General features: G+C 43.2%; 10 protein-coding genes, 2 tRNA genes and 2 rRNA genes. 11 read left to right on the top strand and 3 right to left on the bottom strand.

Annotated elements, in window-relative coordinates:
• Positions 1-28 precede the first annotated feature (28 nt).
• From MuYL_RS20925 to MuYL_RS20900, 6 genes are all read left to right on the top strand, one after another.
• A complete protein-coding gene (locus MuYL_RS20925) occupies positions 29-3,400 on the top strand; it encodes a TonB-dependent receptor (protein ID WP_094572401.1) in 3,372 nt (1,123 codons plus the stop codon).
• Between the two features lie 4 nt (positions 3,401-3,404).
• Positions 3,405-4,880, top strand: coding sequence for a RagB/SusD family nutrient uptake outer membrane protein (locus tag MuYL_RS20920; RefSeq protein ID WP_094572400.1), 1,476 nt, complete (start codon positions 3,405-3,407; stop codon positions 4,878-4,880).
• Positions 4,881-4,997: 117 nt separating this feature from the next.
• A complete protein-coding gene (locus MuYL_RS20915; RefSeq protein WP_094572399.1) occupies positions 4,998-7,193 on the top strand; it encodes an alpha-N-acetylglucosaminidase in 2,196 nt (731 codons plus the stop codon).
• 11 nt (positions 7,194-7,204) lie between these two features.
• Positions 7,205-10,162 carry a beta-galactosidase gene (locus MuYL_RS20910; RefSeq protein ID WP_094572398.1) on the top strand — a complete coding sequence of 986 codons (2,958 nt, stop codon included), beginning with the start codon at positions 7,205-7,207 and terminating at the stop codon, positions 10,160-10,162.
• Positions 10,163-10,175: 13 nt separating this feature from the next.
• On the top strand, positions 10,176-11,303 hold the full coding sequence (locus tag MuYL_RS20905; RefSeq protein WP_094572397.1) for an acyltransferase family protein: 1,128 nt from the start codon (positions 10,176-10,178) through the stop codon (positions 11,301-11,303).
• A gap of 38 nt (positions 11,304-11,341) precedes the next feature.
• Positions 11,342-14,611, top strand: a complete 3,270-nt coding sequence (locus tag MuYL_RS20900) for a GH92 family glycosyl hydrolase (protein WP_094572396.1) — start codon at positions 11,342-11,344, stop codon at positions 14,609-14,611.
• A gap of 400 nt (positions 14,612-15,011) precedes the next feature.
• Here MuYL_RS20900 and MuYL_RS20895 read toward each other — a convergent pair whose 3' ends face one another.
• From MuYL_RS20895 to MuYL_RS20885, 3 genes are all read right to left on the bottom strand, one after another.
• Positions 15,012-15,386, bottom strand: a complete 375-nt coding sequence (locus MuYL_RS20895; protein WP_094572395.1) for a hypothetical protein — start codon at positions 15,384-15,386, stop codon at positions 15,012-15,014.
• 5 nt (positions 15,387-15,391) lie between these two features.
• Positions 15,392-16,069, bottom strand: a complete 678-nt coding sequence (locus MuYL_RS20890) for a peroxiredoxin-like family protein (protein WP_094572394.1) — start codon at positions 16,067-16,069, stop codon at positions 15,392-15,394.
• Positions 16,070-16,171: 102 nt separating this feature from the next.
• The gene (locus MuYL_RS20885; protein WP_094572393.1) at positions 16,172-16,750 is read right to left on the bottom strand and encodes a Crp/Fnr family transcriptional regulator; all 579 of its coding nucleotides are present in this window, start codon (positions 16,748-16,750) and stop codon (positions 16,172-16,174) included.
• A 313-nt stretch (positions 16,751-17,063) separates the two neighbouring features.
• Between MuYL_RS20885 and MuYL_RS20880 the strand changes: the two genes are divergently transcribed.
• From MuYL_RS20880 to MuYL_RS20855, 5 genes are all read left to right on the top strand, one after another.
• Complete coding sequence (locus MuYL_RS20880) at positions 17,064-20,000, top strand: glycosyl hydrolase (RefSeq protein WP_317043859.1); 2,937 nt, start codon at positions 17,064-17,066, stop codon at positions 19,998-20,000.
• A 619-nt stretch (positions 20,001-20,619) separates the two neighbouring features.
• A 16S ribosomal RNA gene (locus tag MuYL_RS20870) occupies positions 20,620-22,141 on the top strand.
• A gap of 309 nt (positions 22,142-22,450) precedes the next feature.
• Positions 22,451-22,525 (top strand) — tRNA-Ile (locus tag MuYL_RS20865).
• A 100-nt stretch (positions 22,526-22,625) separates the two neighbouring features.
• A tRNA-Ala gene (locus tag MuYL_RS20860) sits at positions 22,626-22,699 on the top strand.
• Between the two features lie 260 nt (positions 22,700-22,959).
• A 23S ribosomal RNA gene (locus MuYL_RS20855) occupies positions 22,960-25,833 on the top strand.
• Together the 16S and 23S rRNA genes with 2 tRNA genes alongside form the textbook arrangement of a ribosomal RNA operon.
• Positions 25,834-25,843 lie beyond the last annotated feature (10 nt).

Raw genomic sequence — 25,843 nt, 5'->3', positions numbered from 1 at the left:
CATTCCTTAATTTTCAAAAACAAATGTAATGAAAAAACTAATAAAGGCATTTGCGTTTATATATGCACAACCATGCTTTAAATTCATTTTACTAATGAAAGCAGCATTTTTAATAATTCTGGTTGCCTGCCTTCAAGCTTCGGCAAGTGTTTACTCCCAGCAAAAGTTCTCGCTCGATATTAAGCATAGCGATGTAAGCAACATACTTACCAAAATTCAAAAACAAAGCGATTACCGCTTTTTTTATAATTACTCGAGCATCAAAAAACTAGGTAAGGTAAATCTACAGGTAAAGGACGCTACCATTAACCAGATTTTAGATGCGATAATCGAGAATAAGCTCCCCTATAAAATAGCAGATGACAATGTGGTTATTATATATAACCAGGATGATGTTAACGCGCAGGTTACCGTAAAAGGAAAGGTTGTTGATAAAAACAACGAACCACTTATCGGGGTAAGCGTGAAATTACAGGGCACCAATTTAGGAGTAACTACGGATATTAATGGTGAGTTTTCAATAATAGCGCCTGAAAATGGCGTTTTAGAATTAACCTACATAGGTTTCGGAAAAAAAGTTGTTCAAATTGATGGGAAGACAAATTTAACGATTACAATGGATGCGTTGCCTTCCGCATTAAGCGAGGTGGTAATTGTAGGATACGGAACAAGTAAGAAAGTTGATGTTACTGGTTCAATATCAAGTGTTAAAGGTGCTGATATTCAAAATTTACCCGTAAGCTCTGCTACACAAGCTTTGGAGGGAAGGGCCAGTGGTGTGAACATTGTTCGTAATGACGGGAGCCCCGGCGCTGCGCCAAGTATCCGAATCCGTGGTACAGGTACCATTAATGATGCTAATCCGCTTGTGGTAATTGATGGTGTACCCACCAGTAACCCAGATGCATTAAGCGATATCAACCCTAATGACATTTCATCCATCGACATTTTGAAAGACGCCTCTTCGAGCGCGATTTATGGTACCAGGGCTGCGAACGGCGTGGTTTTGGTAACAACCAAAAAGGGTACATATAACCAAAAGCTAAGTACTACTGTAAATTTTTATAATGGATTTTCAAACTCAACCAAATATATAGATCTGCTAACTGCACCAGACTTATACAAATTGAAGCGGGAAAGATATACCAATGATGGCGTGGCTATTGACGCACCGTGGAACAATGATTACTACGCTGTGCAAAGAACTGACTGGCAGCGCGCGATTATGGGTACCGGACACGTAACTAACGGCGATGTTAACATTCAGGGTGGAAATGATGTATCAAACTATTATTTTTCAACCTCAATTTATAATGAGGACGGAATAATTGATAAAACTAATTTTAAACGCTACAGCACCCGAATCAATTCGGAGCATAAGGTAAAACCATGGTTAAAGCTTGGCGAGAATATACAATTAACCTATGCAGCTAATAATAGCTTTAATAATAACGACTCGCAAACGGGTTTAATATTTTCGGCATTGCGCTTTAACCCTGCTATACCTTTGATTAATCCGGACGGTAGTTATGGCACATCAAAAGCTTTTGCCAACCAGCTGGGAGATATTAACAGCCCGTATGCAACTGTACAGGAAGCCGACAGATTTAGCAAAAAATATCGGGCTTTAGCTAATGCCTTTGCAGAAATTACTTTTGTAAAGGAATTGAAACTACGTGTTAATTATGCTTTTGACGGCACAATAAACCGGGGATACAATTTTAATATTGCAGATGTAAACCAGGCCAGGCAAAATACAACTTCTACCTTAACTCAAACTGAGGAAGAGGTATCATCGCAATTGGTAGAATCCTTCCTTACTTATGATAAAGTATTTGGCAAAAGTCATGTAACGTTTACAGGTGGTTATTCTTATCAAAACTTTAAAGATTATGGCTTTAATGCTTCAAGGGTGGGATATGATGATACAGACCCGGCTCAAAGAGTACTTAACCAGGGTAACAGCCAGTTTAATTCAAGTTTACCGGTGCAACCAACTTCCCTTCAATCAGGTTTTGCAAGGTTGTTTTATGATTACGACGGCAGGTTCCTTGCAACAGTAACTTTCCGTGCGGACGGATCCTCAAAATTTGCTCCCGGCAAACAATGGGGGTATTTTCCTGCTTTTTCACTAGGCTGGAGGCTGTCTAACGAGCAATTTATTAAAAATATAACCTGGATAAATAACCTTAAGTTAACAGCTGGTTATGGTGAGCTGGGAAATCAGAATGTTGGACCATACCAATACCTGAGTTTACTAAAAATTGGCAGTACCTATGAAAATGGTGGTTATGCTTTTGGTGGTACAGGTGTAAGTGGCGCTGCTGTTACAAGTATAGCTAATCCGGACATTACCTGGGAACGTACCGCCATGACTAACATTAGCCTTGATGCAGGCTTTTTAAATAACAGGTTAAATACAACAGTAACCTGGTTTAATAAGAATACAAAAGGTATGCTTATTTCACCGCCTGTGGTAGGTTCAGCCGGTTCAGTAGCCATTCCTAATCAAAACATAGGTACGATGAACAACCATGGTGTTGAGGTAGAATTTAACTACCAGGGAGGCGATAATGGCTTAAAGTATTCATTTGGAGCAAATGCTTCATTCATTAAAAATAAAGTAACCAAGCTTAATGGCGATGGCACGTTTATCGGATCGGTAGTATATGGCCGTTCAAGCCAGGAGATCTCAAGAACTTACCAGGGGCAACCAATAGCTTCATTTTACGGATGGAAAACCGATGGCTTATACCAAACCCAGGCCGAGATAGATAATGACCCCGCCCTTAAAAACGATTCGAGAAAAAGTGCAATCAGGCCAGGTGATGTGCGATTTCTTGATTTAAACGGTGATGGTTTAATTGATGGTAATGATCGTACAACCCTGGGCAACCCTAATCCCAACGTTACTGCCGGTTTACAGGGGAGTATATCTTACAAAGGCTTTGATTTTTCGGCAAGTTTTACAGGCGTGTTTGGCGTGAGCTTATACAATGCCGACAGGATGCAGGGAATAGATCCAACTTATCCGTTTAATCTTTATGCCGAAGACTTAGGCCGCTGGACCGGCCCGGGAACAAGCAATAGCATCCCAAGATTATCGCTTGACCGAGCAAATGATAACTACCGCACCTCTGACCTGTTTGTTGAAAGCGGCAGCTATTTCAGCCTTAAAAATGCGACGTTGGGTTATACCCTACCTGTTAAATGGGCTAAAAAAGCAACTTTAAGCAGTTTAAGGTTCTACGCATCCGGTCAGAACATATTTATGATAACCAAATACAAGGGATATACGCCTGAGCTTGGATATACTAATGGCAATTTACAAAGGGGGGTTGATGTGGCCCAGTACCCTTCGGTTAGAACAATTACGTTTGGTTTAACAGCTAAATTATAAAATCATGAAATCGAAAATAATCATATATACAGTCATTGTGTTTGCGTTATTTAACAACGCTTGTAAAAAAGCGCTTGATTTAAAACAACAAGGGGTTTATACCTCAGATAATTATTTCAGAAATGAAGTTGATGCTGTTAATGCAGTATCCGGGATCTATAGCCTTTTAGAGGAAGAAGATTATATTGGCCATGCAGAAGCTACATTTGATGTTCCCTCTGATGATTACTGGCGCTCGGGCGATCATGGAGAAGATGAAGGAATAGAGAATTTAACCTATGATGCTTCAAATGCAGCAATAAGGTATCCATGGAAATGGAGATATGAGGAAATTAACCGCTCAACAAATTGCGTCATAAATATCCCTAAAATAACTGCTATTTCTACTGAGGTGAAAAATCGGAGTATGGGCGAGGCTTATTTTTTAAGAGCTTTTGGGTACTGGCGCTTAATGATAATTCATGGCGATGTCCCTATCATTACCGAAGAAGATTATACCAAACAGATTTTTAATGTTCCAAAATCGTCAATTGAGGATGTAAGGAAACAAATTGAGTCAGATCTGCTGAAGGCGGTTGAATTGTTACCTGAAAGCTATGGCGCTACGGATCGCGGCCGCGTAAGCAAAGGGACGGCGCTCGGGTTTTTAACCAAGCTTTATATGTATTGGGAAAAATTTCCCGAAGCAATAGCTACAGGCCAAAAGGTAATCTCAAATTCGCACTATGCATTGGCTGCCAATTACACTGATAACTTTACCCGTGCCAATGAGAACAGTACAGAATTGTTATTCTCTATCCAGGCAGTACAAAACGTTGTTCAAAATGATTTTACAGTATATTATATCCCAAGGCCATGGGGTGGATATGGTTTTAGCCAGCCTTTACAGGGTTTGGCAAATGAATTTGAGGCCAATGACCCGCGTAAGGCTGCTACCCTTTTGAGTGTTGGCGATAAGATAGATTTGGGTGATGGTAATGGACTAACCACTTTTACTGCCGATCTGTCGGCAACAGGCTTTGCTTTTAAAAAGTATGCTGTTTTTAACACAGCGGCAGATGGCGGTGGCGTTGACCATACCTTTGCAGTTCCGTTAATGCGGTCGGCTGATATTTACCTTTTGGTAGCAGAGGCCTTAATCCGTACGCAGGGCGCCGGTGCGGGTGATGCACTGATCAACCAGGTAAGGCACCGGGCATCACCGTTATTGCCGGCGGTTTCTGGTGCAGGTATGACGCAATTAATTCATGAACGCCGTGTGGAGCTGGCCGGAGAAGGCGAACGCCACCAGGACCTTATGCGTTGGGATAAAGCTAAAATTGTTGATATTGCGGCGATATACAACCTGCCGGTTTCAAAGGCCCCTATTGACCAGTCAAAAACAGTAACATTTATCCGCCCTAAAAATTATTATTTTCCTTTGCCACAGGTAGAAATTGATAAGAGTAAGGGAGTTTTGGTGCAAAATCCAAACTTTTAAAAATAATAATTTAATTTAAGTTGCCGGTAGCCCAGTATTCATTATTGATAAATATGATTATGTTGGCTACCGGCTTTTATTTGCCATTAAAATTCGTAATTAAAAGATTATATATAGATGAGAAATTGCTTGTTAGTTTTTATTATCGGTGTATTTGGTTTAAATGCTTATGCCCAGGTTGATCAAAAAGCTTCCCATGATTTTATTGAACGGGTTATTCCGGGTAGGTCGGCATCTTTCATTGTAGAAGCCATAAGCCAGGATAATGGCAAGGATGCATTTGAACTTGACAGCCGCGATGGTAAAATAATTTTACGTGGCAGCAATGGCTTATCTGTAGCAGCAGCTTTAAATTATTATCTTAAAAATTATACCTTTTGTGATATCGGGTGGAATGGCACAAATTTAAAACTACCGGCAAGTTTGCCCCCCGTTTCAAACAAGGTACACAAATCTACCCCATACCAATACCGGTATTACCTCAACTATTGCACGTTTAATTACTCAATGGCATGGTGGAACTGGGAACGCTGGCAGAAGGAGATTGACTGGATGGCCTTGAATGGGATCAACACACCGCTTGCCATTACCGGCGAAGAAGCTGTTTGGCAGGATGTATATAAAAGTATGGGCTTTGCCGACAAGGAATTGGCTGCATTTTTTAGTGGACCTGCATATTTTTCCTGGTTTTGGATGGGGAATATTGATGCATGGGGCGGTCCATTACCTCAGCACTGGATGGATAGCCATAAAGCATTGCAGAAAAAGATCCTGGACCGTGAGCGCTCATTCGGGATGAAACCCGTACTGTCATCATTTACAGGGCATGTGCCACCTTCTTTTAAAGACAGGTTTCCGAAGGCAAAAGTTAAAAAAACCAATTGGGACGCCGGATTTCCTGATGTTTATATTCTCGATCCGGATGATGAAATGTTTGAAACTATTGGCAAGAAATATATCGAAGCGCAAACAAAGGAATTTGGAACGGATCACCTTTATTCTGCCGACACATTTAATGAAAATGTACCACCCACCAACGATTCAACCTACCTGGATGGGATGAGTAAAAAAGTGTTCAGGTCGATGACAGTTGCAGACCCTAAAGCGGTTTGGGTAATGCAGGGGTGGATGTTTCATTACAATAATAAATTCTGGCAGCCCCAGCAGATCAAAGCTTTGCTGAATGCTATTCCTAATGATCAAATGATTATCCTTGATCTATACAGTGATGCCCACCCGGTTTGGAACCGTACCGATGCTTATTACGGCAAACCCTGGATCTGGAATATGCTGCAAAACTTTGGGGGTAATATCAGCTTGTTCGGGCGGATGCGCCATGTAGCTGCTGACCCTGCCATTGCACTTCACGACCCGGAATCAAAAAATATGATGGGGATTGGCCTTGCGCCGGAAGGGATAGAACAAAACCCTGCGCTGTTTGAATTGATGTTGGAGAATGTATGGAGAAACACGCCCATTGATGCAGATGAGTGGGTAAAAGACTATGCCCGCAGGCGCTATGGTCAAAAGGACTCCCGTGCCGGCGAGGCATGGCATATTTTATTAAATACCGTGTATAGCGGTGGGCTGACAGAGGGAGGCCCCGAATCAATAATTGTTGCAAGGCCAACAATGCGGCCGACTATCGACAGGGTATTAACCAAACTGAACTACGACCCTAAAGAACTGGTAAAAGCCTGGAGTTTACTGATAGCCGCCGCCGGTAGCCTTGAAAAAAGTGATGGTTTTCAGTATGATTTGGTTGATGTAACCCGGCAGGTGCTTGCCAATTATGCCACACCATTACAGCAAAAAATGGTTGCCGCGTACAAAGGCGGCGACAAAAACGGCTTTAAAAAATACAGCACCGCATTTTTACAGCTGATGGATGATATGGATGCCCTATTGAGTACCCGTAAAGACTTTTTATTGGGTAAATGGATCAATGAAGCAAGAGCCAATGGCATTACTGACGCTGAGAAAAATCTTTACGAATTTAATGCAAGAGACTTGGTGACCCTGTGGGGCGATAAAGAAAGCGGGCTGCGGGAATACTCCAACCGCCAATGGGCAGGGTTGATAAAAGGCTATTATAAACCACGCTGGGAATTATATTTTTCACAGCTTAATAAAGCAATGGCTTCCAACACGCCGTTTGATGATAAGGTATTTGATAAGCAGGTAAAAGACTGGGAATGGCAGTGGGTTAATAAGCATGATAATGCCTACCCGGATGCTATTAAAGGCGATGCCATTGAACAGGCTGAACTACTGTTTGCAAAATATAACAGCATCATCCAACAATCTTATTAACCCGGGGCAAGATGATTAAGAGGTTCTACTTGTTTTTAGCGGTGCTGGTTTTATTGGCTTGCAATGCCGCTGTACTTGGGCAGACGAGTAATGACCATATTTTCCCGGCATCGGCAATCGCCAAACCTTATATCGATTTTGACAGCAAAGGATTTTTGGTTAATGGTAAACGTACTTTCCTGGTATCTGCTGGTTTGGAATATGCGCGCGTACCGCATCAGCTTTGGTACGACAGGCTTTTGCGTTTAAAAAGGGCAGGTTTTAATTGTGTGGAGATTTATACCATGTGGAATTTTCACGAGCCGCTGGAAGGGAAATTTAATTTCAGCGGTGATCATGACCTGGGTGCATTTTTAGCACTGGTGAAAAAAATGGGTATGTATGCCATAGTCAGGGTTGGCCCGTATTATTGCGCCGAATGGGATAATGGCGGTTACCCTATATGGCTCAAGTTTAAAAGAGGACTAAGAGTACGGGAAGACAATGCCGTATTTGAGGAATATGTAGATCGTTTTTTTGATAAGCTGCTGCCAATAGTATTCAATAACCAAATTAATAAAGGCGGCGCAGTAATAATGGTGCAATTAGAAAACGAACATCCGAACGGATGGGGTACTATTATGCCTGATAACTACTTTAAGCGCTTGCAAAGCAAAGCACTGAACTTAGGGTTACAGGTCCCTTACTTTTTTAGCGGACTGCACCATTCAAGCGACCCTGCCGGGGATGGTAAACTTGATGATTCTAGCCGGCCAAATCCGTGGTTTTCAACCGAGTTTTGGAGTGTTTGGTATTCTCAATATGGTGCAAAACCAGCCGATGCCGGGGTATATGACCGGCGTACCTGGAAAATAATCGCGCATGGCGGTAATGGCTACAATTATTATATGGCGCATGGCGGATCTAACTTTGGATACACCAATAACGATGAGGATGCAGCGTCCTATGATTATGGTGCTGCAGTTGGCCAGGCCGGCGATCTTCGGCCGCTTTATTACACTTTTAAGCGCGCTGCCTTTTTCGCGCACAGCTTTAAGGAGATTCTTGAAAACAGCATAGATGCAACCGCTTCAATTAAAAATATTACTGCTGATTCAGGCCTAAAGATAACCGCACGTTCAAGTAAAGCCGGCGATCTTGTTTTTTTGGATAACCCGGGGGCTACTGCTTTAAAACCAAACCTTAGGGTAAACGATATCAACTCAAATATCAGGATTAGCGTTAGGCCGGGCGAGATTTATCCGCTGGTGCACAACTTCAATATCAATAAAGCTATAACCATTGACTGGGCGTTTACACGGATATACGGTATTATTAAGCAGGGAAATACCACTACAATTTTGGTTGAAGCGGAACAGAATGAGCCCGTTTCTTTACATTTTTTAGCAGCTGGTAAAATAAATGTCCCACAAAACTCAACTGAGATTAAAATAACCGGAAATAAGGTTGATGTTAACGGCACAATGAATGGGAGCGGAGTAGCTGTTGAATATTCCTTTACAACGGGTAAACAAAAGATCCGGGTATTAGCCATGAACAGAACGGCCCTGGATAAAACATGGGTGGCAGAAATGTCTTCATCAAATATAATCATCAGTGGGGTATCCTATTTAGGAAAAGCGGCGTTTAAGAATGGAAAGATCCTTGCTGATGCTGAGTATCCTTTAACATCAAAAAAAGATGGCCCTGCCATGATTTACTTTGAGAAAGGTTCCGCATTGCTGCTGAATGATAATCAAAGATCAGTAAGCGCAAAAGCAATTGTTAAATTATCATCCTGGGAAACTAAAAATGCCACTGATGCAGCAGCATCTCGTTATGATGATAAAAAATGGTTTAAAAGTTCATCGCCTTTGCAAATGGGCGCTGACGGTGATTTAACACCTTATGTCTGGTACCGCACACGATTTAGCGCACCAACAACCGAAAAATACACCATGCAGGTTGACGGCGGTGGCAACGGAACTGTGTTTATAGATGGAAAACGCGCCGCTAAATGGAAAATTCGCGATGGTGAAGTCTCGTTTGACGTAAAAAAAGGAGAGCATACGCTTGCTGTTTTTACTGCTCATGATGGCCGAGACAAGCTTGTTGCCTACCTGGGGGCTATTAATGATGTTGACCAAAAGGGCTTATCAGGCGATGCGACGCTAAAAAATGGCGGGCCGTTTATCAGTACTTTGGCTAACTGGTATTTTATAAAAGCAGCAAAGGTTGACAAAGTAAAACAAGGACCCCCGGTTTTTGATACTTCTCAATGGAAAAAATACACCATCGGTGCCGATGCCTTTGACCAGAAGGAGGGTTTTGGCTGGTTTCAAACCATTATCCCGGCACAACGGGAAGGTTTTACAAAGCTAATATTGAGTTTCAGGAGTGTTGACGAAAATGCTACTGTATTTATTAATGGTAAACAAATAAGCCATCATGAAGGATGGAACACGCCATTTAACGTTGAGGTTAATGATTCCGCTGTTCTTGAAAAACCAATGACACTGGCTGTGTTTATAGAAAATTACTCCAATGAAGGCGGGATTGATCAGCCGGTAAGAATAAATAATAGTGGCGATGGCGTTTTATTAACAGGCTGGAAAATGCGCGGTGGGCCTGGTAACCCGGATGAAACGACTGGCTGGGCTAAACTCGCCAAAAATAGGTTGCCTGATGGGCCGCAATTTTATCGCTCGCAATTTACTATTCCGGCGGTTAAGGGGCAGCATCTCATCTGGCGGGTACATACAAATGGGCTCAGCCATGGTTCCGTTTGGATTAACGGGTATAATTTGGGCCGCTATCCCGAAAAAATCGGTAACGATATAGGTATATACGTTCCCGAGTGCTGGTTAAAACAGGGTATTAATAAACTGGTAATTTATGATGAGGATGGTGAAAGGCCGGATAATGTGCGCATCCTATCAGAACAGGCTGCCGGCAGGGCGACTTATAAATTAGCAGGTAACATTAATTAAAAATTTTAGCTATATGACATTGTCCAACAACAGATTTATAACTCTTGATATTTTTAGAGGGATGACCATTTGTTTTATGATCATTGTAAATGCGCCGGGTTCCGGCGCTATTCAGTGGGCGCCGCTTGATCACGCTGCCTGGTTTGGCTTTACACCTACAGACCTGGTTTTTCCGTCCTTTCTTTTTGCTGTGGGCAACGCATTAAGTTTTTCAAAAAATAGGCTCCAAAGCAACGGTGGATTTTTAGGAAAGATATTTAAGCGTACGGTTATAATTTTTTTATTGGGATACCTGATGTATTGGTTCCCGTTTTTTCACCGCGAAAATGGAACATGGATATTTAACCCTCTTAGTCATACCCGGATTATGGGTGTATTGCAGCGGATTGCGCTTTGCTATTTCTTTGGGGCCATAATTGTTCATTATTGCTCAAAGAAAGCAGTTGTTGTTATTTCGGGGTGCCTGTTAATTGGGTATTGGGCATTTTTACTGCTGTTTGGCGAGGCTGGTAAAGAATATACGATGCTGGGCAACGCGGGCACTCGCCTGGATATCTTAATTTTAGGTAATGACCACTTATACCATGATAAAGGAGGTCCGATAGCTTTTGACCCGGAGGGGTTGTTAAGTACGTTAACAGGTATTGTAAATGTTATAGGAGGATATCTGGCGGGCGCATACATTCAGCGGAAAGGAAGAAATTACGAGTCTGTAGCCAAATTATTAATGTTTGGTGTATTGCTTATTTGCGGGGCTTTGTTTTTTGCGCAGTTTTTCCCGATTGCCAAAAAATTATGGACAAGCTCATTTGTATTGCTTACTGTGGGCATTGACCTGGTTTTATTAGGGATGCTGGTATATGTAATTGAGCTGAAAAATATAAAATGGGGAACAAACTTCTTCCTGGTATTTGGCCGTAATTCATTAGCCATTTATCTGCTGTCGGAGTTGTTGTTAACGTGCCTGCAGCTAATTTGGGTAAAACCTGACTTGAGTTTTTACGACTGGATTAACAACGTTTTTTATCAGCAAATATTCCCCGGAGCATTGGGCACGCTCGTTTTTGCAACCTGTTATATGCTGCTTTGCTGGTTTGTGGGCTACCTGATGGATAAAAGAAAGATCTACATAAAAATATAATTAAAGCTGATGCTTTTTAATTTATTAACTAATTTGATTTGAAAACTCCTTTTACGCTTGCCGTTGTTGCTGTTTTAGTAACACTTTTTTGTGGCGGCGTTTCCGCGCAACACGCAAACCACCTGCGATATGTAAATTCGTTTATCGGTACGGCCAAAAGCAACGTAGCAACCAAATGGGGCAGCGAGGGCGGTACTTATCCCGGGGCGGTAGCGCCATCAGGGTTTATACAGATAAGTCCCGAAACAACGTTTGCGAAAGGCTATAACTACGAAAATAACGCCATTTATTATTTCAGTTGTTCCGGGCACATGAGTGGCTTTCCGGAGGGCTCATCGGGTCACTTTTATGTCATGCCGGTTAATACGGACGCAGGGTTTGAAGCTGGCGGGTATTGTCGAAAGTTTTCGCACACAAACGAAACAGCAAGTCCGGGATATTATAAAGTGATTTTTGATGATGACCATACTATTGCCGAAGCAACAACAACAGTAAGAGCAGGGTTATTCCGTTTCACATTCGCTGCGGCTTCACGGCCTGGGATCTTTATTGGCGACGCTATGGAAATCAATGCTGTGTCACCCACAGTATTGCAGGCTTCAAATGGAAATACAGTTATCAATTTTACCGAAGCATACACAAATAAAAAGCGGGTTAACGGCGGCTGGATCTTCAGTTTTGAATCGCCATTAAAAGGTGAAAAAGTTATCGGTCTTAAGTTGAGCGCGTCGCCAGTTGGGTATGCAAGCGCTCAAAACAATATTGATAAAGAAATCGGTGCCTTGTCTTTTGAACAGATCCGTAAACGTACAAGTGACGAATGGCTTAAGAAACTAGCTGTTATTGATGTAATTGACGAAAACGAACAAAATAAAACCGTTTTTTACACAGCGCTCTATCATTCGTTATTGATCCCCTGGGTTATAGATGATGTGAACGGCAAATACAAGGGTGCTGATGGTGAAATTTACCAGAAAACAGGTGCCTGTCAATATGGAGCTTTTTCTCCGTGGGATACCTTCCGTTCCCTGCATCCGTTGCTTACCCTGCTTTACCCCGATAAGCAAAAAGATGTGGTTTTATCCATGCTCGATGTATATAATCAAACCGGCCACCTACCAACAGAATCCATGACTGGTAATCATGCTGTGCCGATTATAGTTGATAGCTATCTTAAGGGGATTAATGGTTTTAGCAAAGAGCTAGCTTATAAAGCTATGAAAAGTAATTTAGTAGATTCTCCATTTTTACAACCTGATATGGATATCTACCATAAAAACGGATATATCCCTTTTACGCGTTCTGAATCAGTAACACGAACGCTTGAATACGCTTATGATGATTGGGCCCTTTCGCAGTATGCAAAACAAGTGGTTCACAATGATGAAGACTATAAGATACTCTTAAACAGAAGCTACAGTTATCGTAATCTTTTTAATGCTGATGAACTTTTTTTTCTTCCCAGAAATAAAAGCGGTTTTAAGCTTCAGCCAGGTATGTCAGGGTATAAAGAAGGCGACAAGTGGGTCTATACCTATTTTGTCCCTCAAGATGCAAAGGATCTGATCAACCTGCTTGGGGGGAATGAGCGGTTTGCTTTCCGACTTGACTCCGCGCTTTCCCATAATGCCATTTTATTTGATAATGAAACGGTGTTTCATTTGCCTTATTTATTTAACCAGGCGGATAAGCCTGAATTAACACAAAAATGGTGCAGGCAGATCATGCTTGAGCGATTCAGTAATTCACCGGGTGGATTGCCTGGTAATGATGACCTGGGTTCTACCTCAAGCTGGTACGTTTTCAGTGCTATCGCCGTATATCCGGTATGCCCAGGAAGACCAATTTATGCTATTGGCTCACCGCTGTTTCAATCGGTAACGCTACACCTTCCAAACAACAAGGATTTTATAATTAATAGCCCAGGCTCATCTGTGAAAAATCCCGTTGTACAATCAATCTATATAAATGGAGAGTTATGGCCGAAATCGACTATCTCACATGCTAAGCTGACAGCAGGTGGTGAAATGGTTTTTAATATGGGGCACAAAGCCGGAAAGTGGCCGTTGAACAAAAAACCGGTTGAACTTTCGGAAACAAAGAGCAGTCCGAAATTCGAAATTTTAAGCTACTCCGTTACTAAAAAGACCGTCGAGCCTGATGAATTATTATCTGTAAAATTCTCTATTATCAACAAAGGTGCCACGGGAACAAAAACAGTTAGTTTAACAGTTAACGGAAAGCGCTATGGGGTTAAAAATTGCATGGTTGCGTCGGGAATGATAGTAAAAAATTCTATGCAGGTCCGGCTATACCCAGTAGGTAAATCTATACTAGAGATTAATGGAATGAAGCCAATGTCAGTTATAGTTAAAAAATCTAAAAAGTCGGTAGCGCATAATTACAGCGTAACAGCGCTTACTGCAACCCCAATGATTAGGCTAAATGAGAAGCAACAGCTCAATTATAACATTCAAAATATTGGGGGTATAAAAAGTGTCCTTAATATCCCGATAATTATCAACGACTCCGTGGCTTTCAGAGATACTTTAATACTTAACCCGGGTGAAACGAAAAACCTTAAGCATTATTTTGTTGCCGCAAAAGCAGGGTTTCAGCACGTTATAATTGATAACAATAAGATTGATTATAAGGTTTACATGGGTAAAAAGGAATCGCTTTTACTAGACCTGCCGTCGGTGGGAATCAATGCTGATAATTTGATAACTGACAAGTCAGGTTTTAACAATAACGGGCGAATTATATCTTCCAACGCGGAGGATACAAAAAATATTGGTGATAAATTACTTTTTGGGGACAACTGTTACGTCGAATTGAATTCTGCGGCAAGTTTAGATGAACTTGGGGAAACCATCACTATGATGACATGGGTATATCCAACATCTGTTGAGCCAGGTTTAACAGATGTTTTTACCAAAGGTGATATCAACGTTTTGCAGGTAGTTGCGGGTAAATCACTTACTTTTTTTACAGGTGGTTGGGGAAGAGGAGATTGCACTGTTGATTTGCCATCGGATTGGCTCCAACATTGGCATCATATAGCGGGTGTATGCAATGGCAAAACGCTTTATGTTTATATAGATGGCGTGTTAAAAGGAACAGCAATAACAAATCAAATCGCGAATCTGTCGGTTAATAATAAATGGATGCTGGGACGAAATGAGGAGTTTCCGTCAGAAAGGATATTCCATGGGTATATGAATGGTGCAAAAATATTTAAAGAGGCGTTATCGGAGGAGGATATTTTTAAAGTATTCAACAACGAGAAGGAATTTGTAAAAAAATAAATTAAAATTCCCTTTTTACTATCTTCATTACCAATTTTCGGCTGATATTTAGAATGCCTATGAACAGGAAAATACGATTTCTTTGAGAATAGGTCGGCAGTAATAGGCGTTGGCCGCACGCACGCCGGTAACGCCCGTAATGATCATTAGTCGCAATTTGGAAATTCTCAAACAGTTTCTAAACGCTTATTATTGATCATTATGAAAACGAAATTACCTGTGACGGTTATTTGAGATGTTTTTTATCAATTAAATTTTTGCAAGGGAATGATCGCTGTAAAGTGTTCCAAATATTAAGTATCTTCCTGAAAATTAAGTTTTACCGGTTGCAGCGTATCGTAAACCTAAAAAGCATCTGCTACGATGAGACTAAATAGCTGATTGCTTTCGGCTGATGGTTTTAACTATTTAAAGCTGTCTTTCTGCCTTCCTTAAAAACAGAGCTGTCTTTAAAGAAAACACCGATCCAAACCAATGTCGACAAAATAAACGCTGTTGGCAGCAGATGCTGGGAAATCTCTATAGCGCCTGCACCGCCAAGATATCCGCACAACAAGAAAAAGCCAATTCGCCAGGTTGCCGGAATTAAATATAAAACTACACATGTCAGTTCAAGTAAGCCTAATAAAGATAATGGGAAATAGGGGATAATACCCGCCTTTGTCAAGTTACTTACGATGATGGCAGCGCCTGCAAATTTTGCAGTAGCGCTTAATGCCAATAGTAAAGCGGGTAGCCATACCAAGATGCTTGTTGTGATCTTTTTAAGTTTCATTTTTTTTATTTGCTTAGGCTTAATTTTAGGGCAGTTAAAATTTCAGATGGTTCTACCCTGAGCCGGTAATCACCTCCCTCGGACTTAGCGAAAAGAACCTTTCCATTTTTATCAAGTATAAAAACGGCAGGCACGGGCACCTCCCTTGATTGGTCATCATAAAAACTGTAAAAATCCACGCCCAGTTTTTGTGCTTCGTCCACAGCTTCAACAGCGTTTTGAATGATTGTAGTATATAGCTTAGCCACTTGATTTCCACTATCACTTAGCACTTCGAATTCCAGGGCTTGTTTGGCCTGCATATCTAAAGAGCTATCAGGATTCTGCGATGAAATGGCTATAAAATTAGCGCCCAAGGCCTTAATATCAGGTAAGATCCTTTGATACGCGTTTAAGATCAGATTACAATAAGGGCACCAGTTCCCTCTGTAAAAAGTTATCACTACCGGACCCTCATTGAGCAAATCCTTTAGTGCAATTATTTTATTTACCGCATTGGGAAGGTGAAACAAGGGAGCCTGATCGCCAACTGATAGTTTCAGGGGAGACACGTAATCCAAAGCTAATTGGTCAGCATCCTCATTAAATACCTCTAATGATTCTTTAGAAATCATTGCCGCCAGATTCGCCTGTAATTGAATCTTTTCCTGTTCGTAAACAGGTGTTTGGTGAAATTTTGACATTGTTGTTATTTTTTAGCGTCGTTATTGACGACACAAAAATGCGACGATATCGGAAGCGAAAAAATGAATTGGATTAGGAAATAAAGTTAAACTGGTTCAACTTTATTTCTTCCTGTTTCTGATTTTACTTAGGAATTCCGTAGTAAAGCCGAGATAAGAAGCTAAGGTGTATTGAGGGACCCGGTTGGCAATAGCGGGGTATTTTTGAAAAAATTCATCATATCTTTCTTCAGCGGTTTTACTTAAATTAGATAACATTCTTTTTTGTAGAAAAGCAAAGGACTGCTGGGCGGCAATTCTAAAAAACCTTTCGAATTTTGGAATTGCTTCCATCAAAAGTTGTTCAGACTGGTAGTCGATTTGAATTAATTTGGTATCTTCCAATGCTTCAACAAATAGTGTTGCCGGTACTTGATTAATGTAGCTGTTAAAGTCACTGATCCACCAGTCTTCAATTGCAAAGGCAATCGTATGCGCTTGCCCCTTGTCGTCTGCCAGATAGGCTCTCATTGCACCTTTCACTACATAACTTCTGTACTTACATGTAAAGTCGGGTTGAACAATCAATTGCTTTTTTCTGATATTTTTCACCTTTAAAAATGAAACTATCCGGTTATTTTCGTCCTCAGTAAGTTCAATATATTTCGCAAAATGTTTTTTTATTGCCTCAAAATCATCCATGATATAAAAGTATATTTATTTTAACTATTAAAATCATGGGGTGGGTAAACCGGATCCGCATTACTAAGATGCTTAATATGAGCCGTAACGGGAAAAATGAATTTCGTTGGTCACTCTTCACTAACTTACTTTCTTTTTGTAAAAACCTGATGTAAGTACTGATGGTAACCAAGAGACAATTTGCAAATATTGTATATCGGAGTTTGTTGTTTGCCAGTGTAACAAGGTGGTCAATAGCTTCGAAATAAATATTTTGAAGGCGACCAACCGACTAAAAGATGAATAATATCCTATTATTACTAAATTTACCCGTATGAATATGACCTGTTCCCGACCATTCGGCACAATTTTGGTGACTATTACTCTCCTTCTGAATTTTATCGCTTTAAGCCAGGCTCAACAAAAAAAAAATCATACAAATAAGCAAGCTGTGGTCGGGGATACTTTATTAAGGTCATTCCAATCACCACCAGATTCTGCTAAATCGCGGGTTTATTGGTTTTGGATTTATAACAGGGTGGACAAAGCAGGTATTAAACGGGATCTGGAAGAATTTAAAGCGAAGGGTATAAGTGGCGTCAATTTGATCTGTAACGGTGGCTATGCAGGTAAAGAGCCCTTGCCGGGTGTGAAATTTCTTGGCGAAGAATGGCGCGAGCTTTTTAGATACGCGGTTAAAGAGGCTAACAGGCTGCATATTGAAATAGGCTTTAACCTTGCCGGCGGCTGGACGATGATGGGTCCATCGGTAACCAAAGACAACGCCATGAAGAAAGTTGTTTTTTCGAAACTAGAGGCTTCGGGGTCAGTTAAGTTTGACAGGGCACTTCCGCAGCCCGAAGTGGTAGAGGGCTATTATCATGATATTATGGTACAGGCATTTCCGGTACCGGATAGTAATAAACAAATCAACCCTAAAGAGATTATAGACATCACTGACAAGTTAGACGCTAATGGCTATTTAAAATGGAATGTACCAGCGGGTAAATGGGTGATTTTGCGTACAGGTTATACATTAACAGGACATCCATGGAGTAAATGGAAGGCTTATCCCGAAGGGGATACCTTTAAGGGTGGCGAGGGCTATGAGATAGATTATCTGAGCCGCGCCGCGTTAGACGATTATTTCGCTCATTTGGGTAAAACCATAATTGCCGAGGCTGGTAAAGCCGGAGGTCATTTGGATTATTTATGGTCTGATAGCTGGGAATGCGGCAAATTGACCTGGACCCAGGATTTTGCTCTCCAGTTCAGCAAATTCAGGGGTTATGATCTGAAACAGTATATGCCTGCTTTGGCTGGTTATACAGTGATTAATACGGAGCTATCAGCGCGTTTTCGTGATGATTTTGACCGCACGATCCAGGATTGTATAGCAGAGAATTTTTATGGACATTTTGAAGAGCTATGTCACAAACATGGCCTTAAAGTGGGTAACGAAGCTGGCGGGCCAAATGATATTCCCCCGCAGGACGTCCTGAAAAACTTTGGGCATTCTGACATCGTTGCAGGCGAGTTTTGGGTAAACGGCACTCGTAACGCACCGGGCGGTTATAACAAAAATCGGCGCGAGCGGCTCAATCTTAAACAAACGTCAACAGCGGCCCATGTTTACGGTAAACGCCAGGCCGAGGCAGAGGCTTTCACAGAGCAGGAAAAGGATGGCACACACTGGAGCCTTGGGCCGGGCGATTTAAAGCCTTATGCGAATGATGCTTTTTGTGAAGGTATTAACCGTTTGATGCTGCATGCGGCCACTTGCCAGCCACCGTCAGACGGTAAGCCGGGATATGAGTATTGCGCCGGGCAACATTTTACACCCAACATAACCTGGTGGGAGCAGTCGCCAGCATTTTTTAGCTACCTGTCCCGTTGCCAGTATATGCTGCAACAAGGGAAATTTGTAGGTGATGTTTGCTTTTATCTGGGCGAAAGGCCGCCCTTGCTGGCCCCGCCAAAATACCTTATCTCTACGCTTGGTCCGGGCTATGACTGCGATTACACCAATCCCGAAGTGTTATTGACCAGAATGAGTGTAAAGAACGGGCGTATTGTGCTGCCCGATGGCATGAGTTATACGCTTTTGGTATTACAGAATTGTGTTTCGCCCTCTGCGGAGATAGCTAACGAAGTTGGCTCTTATCAAAGCCTTTCGGTATCTTCCATCCCGTCTAATGCGATGTCATTACCGGTAATCAAAAAAATCAGGGAGTTGATAAATATGGGCGCTACCGTTGTTGGGCCGCCACCAGTTATGTCTGCTGAACTGAAAAACTACCCGGAGTGTGATGTGCAGGTACGAAAGATAGCTGCTGAGATTTGGGGCGACCTGGATGGTAAAACGCATACCGAGCGCCGTTTAGGAAAGGGACGTATAATTTGGGGCAAAACGCCACGGGAAATTCTTTTAGCTGACGGGGTGAAACCAGACTTTTCATTTAACGGGCAGGCCGAAAAATCAGATGAGTTCGATTATATCCATCGTAAAAGCGGTGAAACAGATATTTATTTCGTTATCAACCGCAGCAATCAACAGCAAACACGTGACTTTACTTTTAGAGTTAGCGGCAAGCAGCCTGAGATATGGGATGCTTTAACCGGTAATGCGGTCATCGCCAAAGCTTATCATCATGACGACGCGACTACAACATTATCGCTGCAGTTGGATGCTTTTAGTTCTTATTTCATCGTCTTTCGTAAACCAGTTGCCGCAATAGCTCAGGGCGCGGCAACGCGCAACTTTCCTAAGCTGGAACCGCTAGCCGAATTTGATGGATCGTGGACTGCATCATTTGATCCAAAATGGGGAGGACCGGCCAAGACTGTGTTCCCGGAGCTGATCAGTTGGACCAAACGCCGGGAAGAAGGAATAAAATATTACTCAGGGACGGCTACCTATACCAAGACATTTGATCTGTATAAATACAAAAAGGGAGAGCGGATATTTCTTGATCTTGGAAACGTGAAGGATGTTGCCGAGATACGCTTAAATGGGAAAAAGCTAGGTGTTTTATGGTGTGCCCCGTGGCGCGTTGAGATCACTGACGCAATCAAACAGCGATATAATGTTCTGCAGGTTAATGTGATTAATCTATGGGCAAACCGTGTGGTGCATGACTTAAGCCTGCCAAAAGAAAAAAGACTGACGCAAACACATGACGTTTTCCGTTTTGATATGCTAAATGTAAACACCCCTTTGTTGGAATCCGGATTACTGGGACCTGTAAAAATATTATCGGCTACGGATTAAAGAAATATTGCGGGGAACGTTGGCCAATAACTCTTCAAAAATTTATTTGCTGGTGTTGATTTGTGCTGGTAGGGTGCTAGGGAGCTTATTCTTTCAATTGATTTACAAAGTGTTATGTTTTTAATGTGTTAAGGGATGCTGAAGGAGGGATAAAAGTTTAGATTTTTTTCAAGAAATCTCTTGACAAGTAATAAAAAAAGTCACATCTTTGCAGCCCGCAAACGAGGAAGGAAAAAGGGGGAGAGCGGGGAAAGAAAAGGGCGACAAAATAAAAACGAAATAAAGTTTGCCAGAATAAAAAAGGTTTATACCTTTGCAGTCCCAAAAGAAAGGGGCGAAAGAGCCGAAAAAAGAAGGAAGTGATTCCGGGAGTGGAAGGCAGGGAAGGAAGCGATTTCCGGACCGATAAAAAGTGAAAAGTTAAGCAGCGGAAGCTGCGAAAGCATATAGCCTGACTGAGACAGAAAGGCGGCAAGTTCTTATAAGATACTGGATAATCATGTAGCGTAACGGTAACACACTGTTATGAGACGAAGAGAGAAAGAGGGATACTGTATAAAGATAATTATATACAGATTCTATTATTAATAATAGGGTCAGTGAACAAACAAAACATTTTACAATGGAGAGTTTGATCCTGGCTCAGGATGAACGCTAGCGGCAGGCCTAATACATGCAAGTCGGACGGGATTGGAGAGCTTGCTTTCCATGAGAGTGGCGCACGGGTGCGTAACACGTATGTAACCTACCCTTATCAGGGGGATAGCCTCTCGAAAGAGAGATTAAGCCCGCATAACATTTTACCCTGGCATCAGGGAATAATCAAATATTTATAGGATAAGGATGGGCATGCGGAACATTAGCTAGTTGGTAAGGTAATGGCTTACCAAGGCTACGATGTTTAGGGGATCTGAGAGGATGACCCCCCACACTGGTACTGAGACACGGACCAGACTCCTACGGGAGGCAGCAGTAAGGAATATTGGTCAATGGGCGGAAGCCTGAACCAGCCATGCCGCGTGCAGGAAGACGGCCCTACGGGTTGTAAACTGCTTTTGTACCGGAATAAACCTCATTATGTATAATGAGCTGAATGTACGGTAAGAATAAGGATCGGCTAACTCCGTGCCAGCAGCCGCGGTAATACGGAGGATCCAAGCGTTATCCGGATTTATTGGGTTTAAAGGGTGCGTAGGCGGCCTGTTAAGTCAGGGGTGAAAGACGGTAGCTCAACTATCGCAGTGCCCTTGATACTGATGGGCTTGAATGTACTAGAGGTAGGCGGAATGTGACAAGTAGCGGTGAAATGCATAGATATGTCACAGAACACCAATTGCGAAGGCAGCTTACTATGGTATGATTGACGCTGAGGCACGAAAGCGTGGGGATCAAACAGGATTAGATACCCTGGTAGTCCACGCCCTAAACGATGAATACTCGATGTTAGCGATATACAGTTAGCGTCAAAGCGAAAGCGTTAAGTATTCCACCTGGGGAGTACGCCCGCAAGGGTGAAACTCAAAGGAATTGACGGGGGCCCGCACAAGCGGAGGAGCATGTGGTTTAATTCGATGATACGCGAGGAACCTTACCCGGGCTTGAAAGTTAGTGAATTGAGCAGAGACGCTCAAGTCCTTCGGGACACGAAACTAGGTGCTGCATGGCTGTCGTCAGCTCGTGCCGTGAGGTGTTGGGTTAAGTCCCGCAACGAGCGCAACCCCTGTGTTTAGTTGCCAGCACGTAATGGTGGGGACTCTAAACAGACTGCCTATGCAAATAGAGAGGAAGGAGGGGACGACGTCAAGTCATCATGGCCCTTACGTCCGGGGCTACACACGTGCTACAATGGGCAGTACAGAGGGCAGCTACCTGGCAACAGGATGCCAATCTCAAAAAGCTGTTCACAGTTCGGATCGGGGTCTGCAACTCGACCCCGTGAAGTTGGATTCGCTAGTAATCGCAGATCAGCAATGCTGCGGTGAATACGTTCCCGGGCCTTGTACACACCGCCCGTCAAGCCATGGAAGCTGGAAGTACCTGAAGTGCGTAACCGCAAGGAGCGTCCTAGGGTAAAGTCGGTAACTGGGGCTAAGTCGTAACAAGGTAGCCGTACCGGAAGGTGTGGCTGGAATACCTCCTTTCTGGAGCAGTATCCACAAACTCTCTCTAAAAAGTTAAGTATCAGCGGAAGCTGTTTAGCTACATGACCAGGTTCTTATATATTAGTTGATTAGAGACTAGAGATCAGCGATTAGTTGAAAGACAAATCAAGGTCGAAGTCATTAATCAAATACTAATTAAAACGAAACAAAAGGAAAACCCAAAAGATGAAGCCATCGGGGTATGTGACCTTAAAAGGGAAAGCATAGGACCAGTGGCAGTAAGCAGTGGCAGCAGCAGTAGGCAGACAAGTCCTGCAACTGCAACTGAATAACTGCAACTAAATAGACAGTCCTGTAGCTCAGCTTGGTTAGAGCACTACACTGATAATGTAGGGGTCAGCAGTTCAAATCTGCTCGGGACTACACTGCAGCGCAGCTGCAGAGGCGATTAGAGGTTAGAGAACAGAGATTAGGAGGAAACAACAAATCGCTAATTAACTAATCACTAATTAACTCATCCAAAGGGGGATTAGCTCAGCTGGCTAGAGCACCTGCCTTGCACGCAGGGGGTCAACGGTTCGAATCCGTTATTCTCCACGATACCCACCAGTTGCCTGACAAGGCATGGATAATGACAAAGGCGATCCGCAAAGGAAGACCGGGGTAAAAGTTCTTTGACATATTGGAAGAAGTAAATTGAAAGAGAAGACAACAGTATAGAGGACTGTTGAGGCTTCGGAAGTTTACGAAAATGGAAGCAGGATTGTAGTAATACGATTTTGCGGAACAGGGAGTAAATGGAAGAACGCAACAAGAATCAAAAAAGCATACATACCGAGCAAAAGGCGGTATAGTAGAAGAAAGTAAGAAAGGGTACACGGGGGATGCCTTGGCTCTCAGAGGCGATGAAGGACGTGATAAGCTGCGATAAGCTGCGGGGATTAGCAAATATGAATTGATCCGCAGATTTCCGAATGGGGAAACCTAACTATTTGAAGAATAGTTGCATAAATGCGCGAACCTGCTGAACTGAAACATCTAAGTAAGCAGAGGAAGAGAAAACAACAGTGATTTCCTGAGTAGTGGCGAGCGAAAGGGAAGAAGCCCAAACCGGCTATGTTACGGCATAACCGGGGTTATAGGACCACAACATGAAACTTAAATAAAACCGGAACGGGGTGGGAAACCCGGCCATAGAGCATGAGAGCTGCGTACGGGTAATAGATAAGTGGATAGTGGTATCCTGAGTACCGCGAGGTCGGAGACGCCTTGTGGGAATTGCCGGCACCATCCGGTAAGGCTAAATACTCCTGAGAGACCGATAGTGAACCAGTACCGTGAGGGAAAGGTGAAAAGAACCCCGAACAGGGGAGTGAAATAGAACCTGAAACCGTGTACTTACAAGCGGTCGGAGCGGACAAGTTCCGTGACGGCGTGCCTTTTGCATAATGAGCCTACGAGTTACTCTTTCCTGGCAAGTTAAGTGTTTAAGACACGGATCCGAAGCGGAAAGCGAGTCTGAATAGGCGTATAGTCAGGGGAGGTAGACGCGAAACCTTGTGATCTACCCATGGACAGGTTGAAGGTGCCGTAACAGGTACTGGAGGACCGAACCGATAAACGTTGAAAGTTCCGGATGATCTGTGGGTAGGGGTGAAAGGCTAATCAAACTGGGAAATAGCTCGTACTCCCCGAAATGTTTTTAGGAACAGCCTGGCGGTGAAGTTATTAAGAGTAGAGCTACTAATTGGGTGCGGGGGAGTCAAATCCTACCAAATCCAGATAAACTCCGAATGCTTAATAAATTACGCTGGAGTGGGCTCTGGGTGCTAAGGTCCAGGGCCGAGAGGGAAAGAACCCAGACCATCAGCTAAGGTCCCCAAATTACCACTAAGTTGAACTAACGAGGTCCGATTGCACAGACAGCTAGGATGTTGGCTTGGAAGCAGCCATTCATTTAAAGAGTGCGTAACAGCTCACTAGTCGAGCGATCGGGCATGGATAATAAACGGGCATCAAGTGGTATACCGAAGCTATGGATTTGCAGCAATGCATCTGGTAGGGGAGCATTCTATTATCCGGTGAAGCAGGAGGGACAACCGACTGTGGAGGGAATAGAAAAGCAAATGTAGGCATAAGTAACGATAAGGCGGGGAGAGAAACCTGCCCACCGAAAGACTAAGGTTTCCTGATCAACGCTAATCGGATCAGGGTTAGTCGGGGCCTAAGGTGAAGCCGAAGGGCGTAGCCGATGGACAACTGGTTAATATTCCAGTACTTTTTATAACTGCGATGCGGTGACGGAGTAGTGACACTGACGCGAACTGACGGAATAGTTCGTTAAATGCTGTAGGTATATGGACTGTAGTTAAGTACGCAGACCATGCTGAAAGCAGATAGTACGCAGAACCTTCGGGGGATGTGATAGTTCAGGTAATCAGACTTCCAAGAAAACCCGCTAAGCTTCAGGTTATAAAAACCCGTACGTAAACCGACACAGGTAGTCGAGGAGAGAATCCTAAGGTGCTCGAGTGAATCATGGCTAAGGAACTCGGCAAAATGGCCCTGTAACTTCGGGAGAAGGGCGCTGGTAGCAATATTCAGCCGCAGTGAAAAGGCCCAGGCGACTGTTTAACAAAAACACATGGCTATGCAAAATCGAAAGATGACGTATATGGCCTGACACCTGCCCGGTGCCGGAAGGTTAAGAGGGGATGTTAGGGTTAAACCGAAGCATTGAATCGAAGCCCCGGTAAACGGCGGCCGTAACTATAACGGTCCTAAGGTAGCGAAATTCCTTGTCGGGTAAGTTCCGACCTGCACGAATGGTGTAACGATCTGGGCGCTGTCTCAGCCATGAGCTCGGTGAAATTGTGGTATCGGTGAAGACGCCGGTTACCCGCAACGGGACGGAAAGACCCCATGCACCTTCACTACAACTTAACATTGAAATCGGCTACAGGATGTGTAGGATAGGTGGGAGACTGTGATCTGGCTTCGCTAGGAGTCAGTTAGTCAACGTTGAAATACCACCCTTTCTGTATCTGGTGTCTAACTCCCTAACGGGAGGACATTGTTTGGCGGGTAGTTTGACTGGGGTGGTCGCCTCCAAAAAGGTAACGGAGGCTTTTCAAAGGTAAGCTCAGTACGCTTGGTAACCGTACGCGGAGTGCAATAGCATAAGCTTGCTTGACTGTGAGGCAGACAAGCCGAGCAGGGTCGAAAGACGGATATAGTGATCCGGTGGTTCTGCATGGAAGGGCCATCGCTCAAAGGATAAAAGGTACGCTGGGGGATAACAGGCTGATCTCCCCCAAGAGCTCATATCGACGGGGAGGTTTGGCACCTCGATGTCGGCTCGTCACATCCTGGGGCTGGAGAAGGTCCCAAGGGTTGAGCTGTTCGCTCATTAAAGTGGCACGCGAGCTGGGTTCAGAACGTCGCGAGACAGTTCGGTCCCTATCTGTTTGGGCGCAGGGAAGTTTGAGTGGGGCTGACCTTAGTACGAGAGGACCGGGTTGGACGAACCACTGGTGAATCTGTTATGGCGCCAGCTGTATTGCGAGTAGCTACGTTCGGAATAGATAAGCGCTGAAAGCATCTAAGTGCGAAACTAGCCACAAGATGAGACTTCCATTGAGGGTCGTAGCAGACTACTACGTTGATAGGTTACAGGTATAAAGGTGGTGACATCATAGCCAAGTAATACTAATCGCCCGAAGCTTTCTCATAGCAGGTAAT

This window comes from Mucilaginibacter xinganensis (assembly GCF_002257585.1).
GTDB classification, from domain to species: domain Bacteria; phylum Bacteroidota; class Bacteroidia; order Sphingobacteriales; family Sphingobacteriaceae; genus Mucilaginibacter; species Mucilaginibacter xinganensis.
Note: the sequence above shows the minus strand (reverse complement) of the source record. Positions and strands in the feature narration are given on the sequence as shown.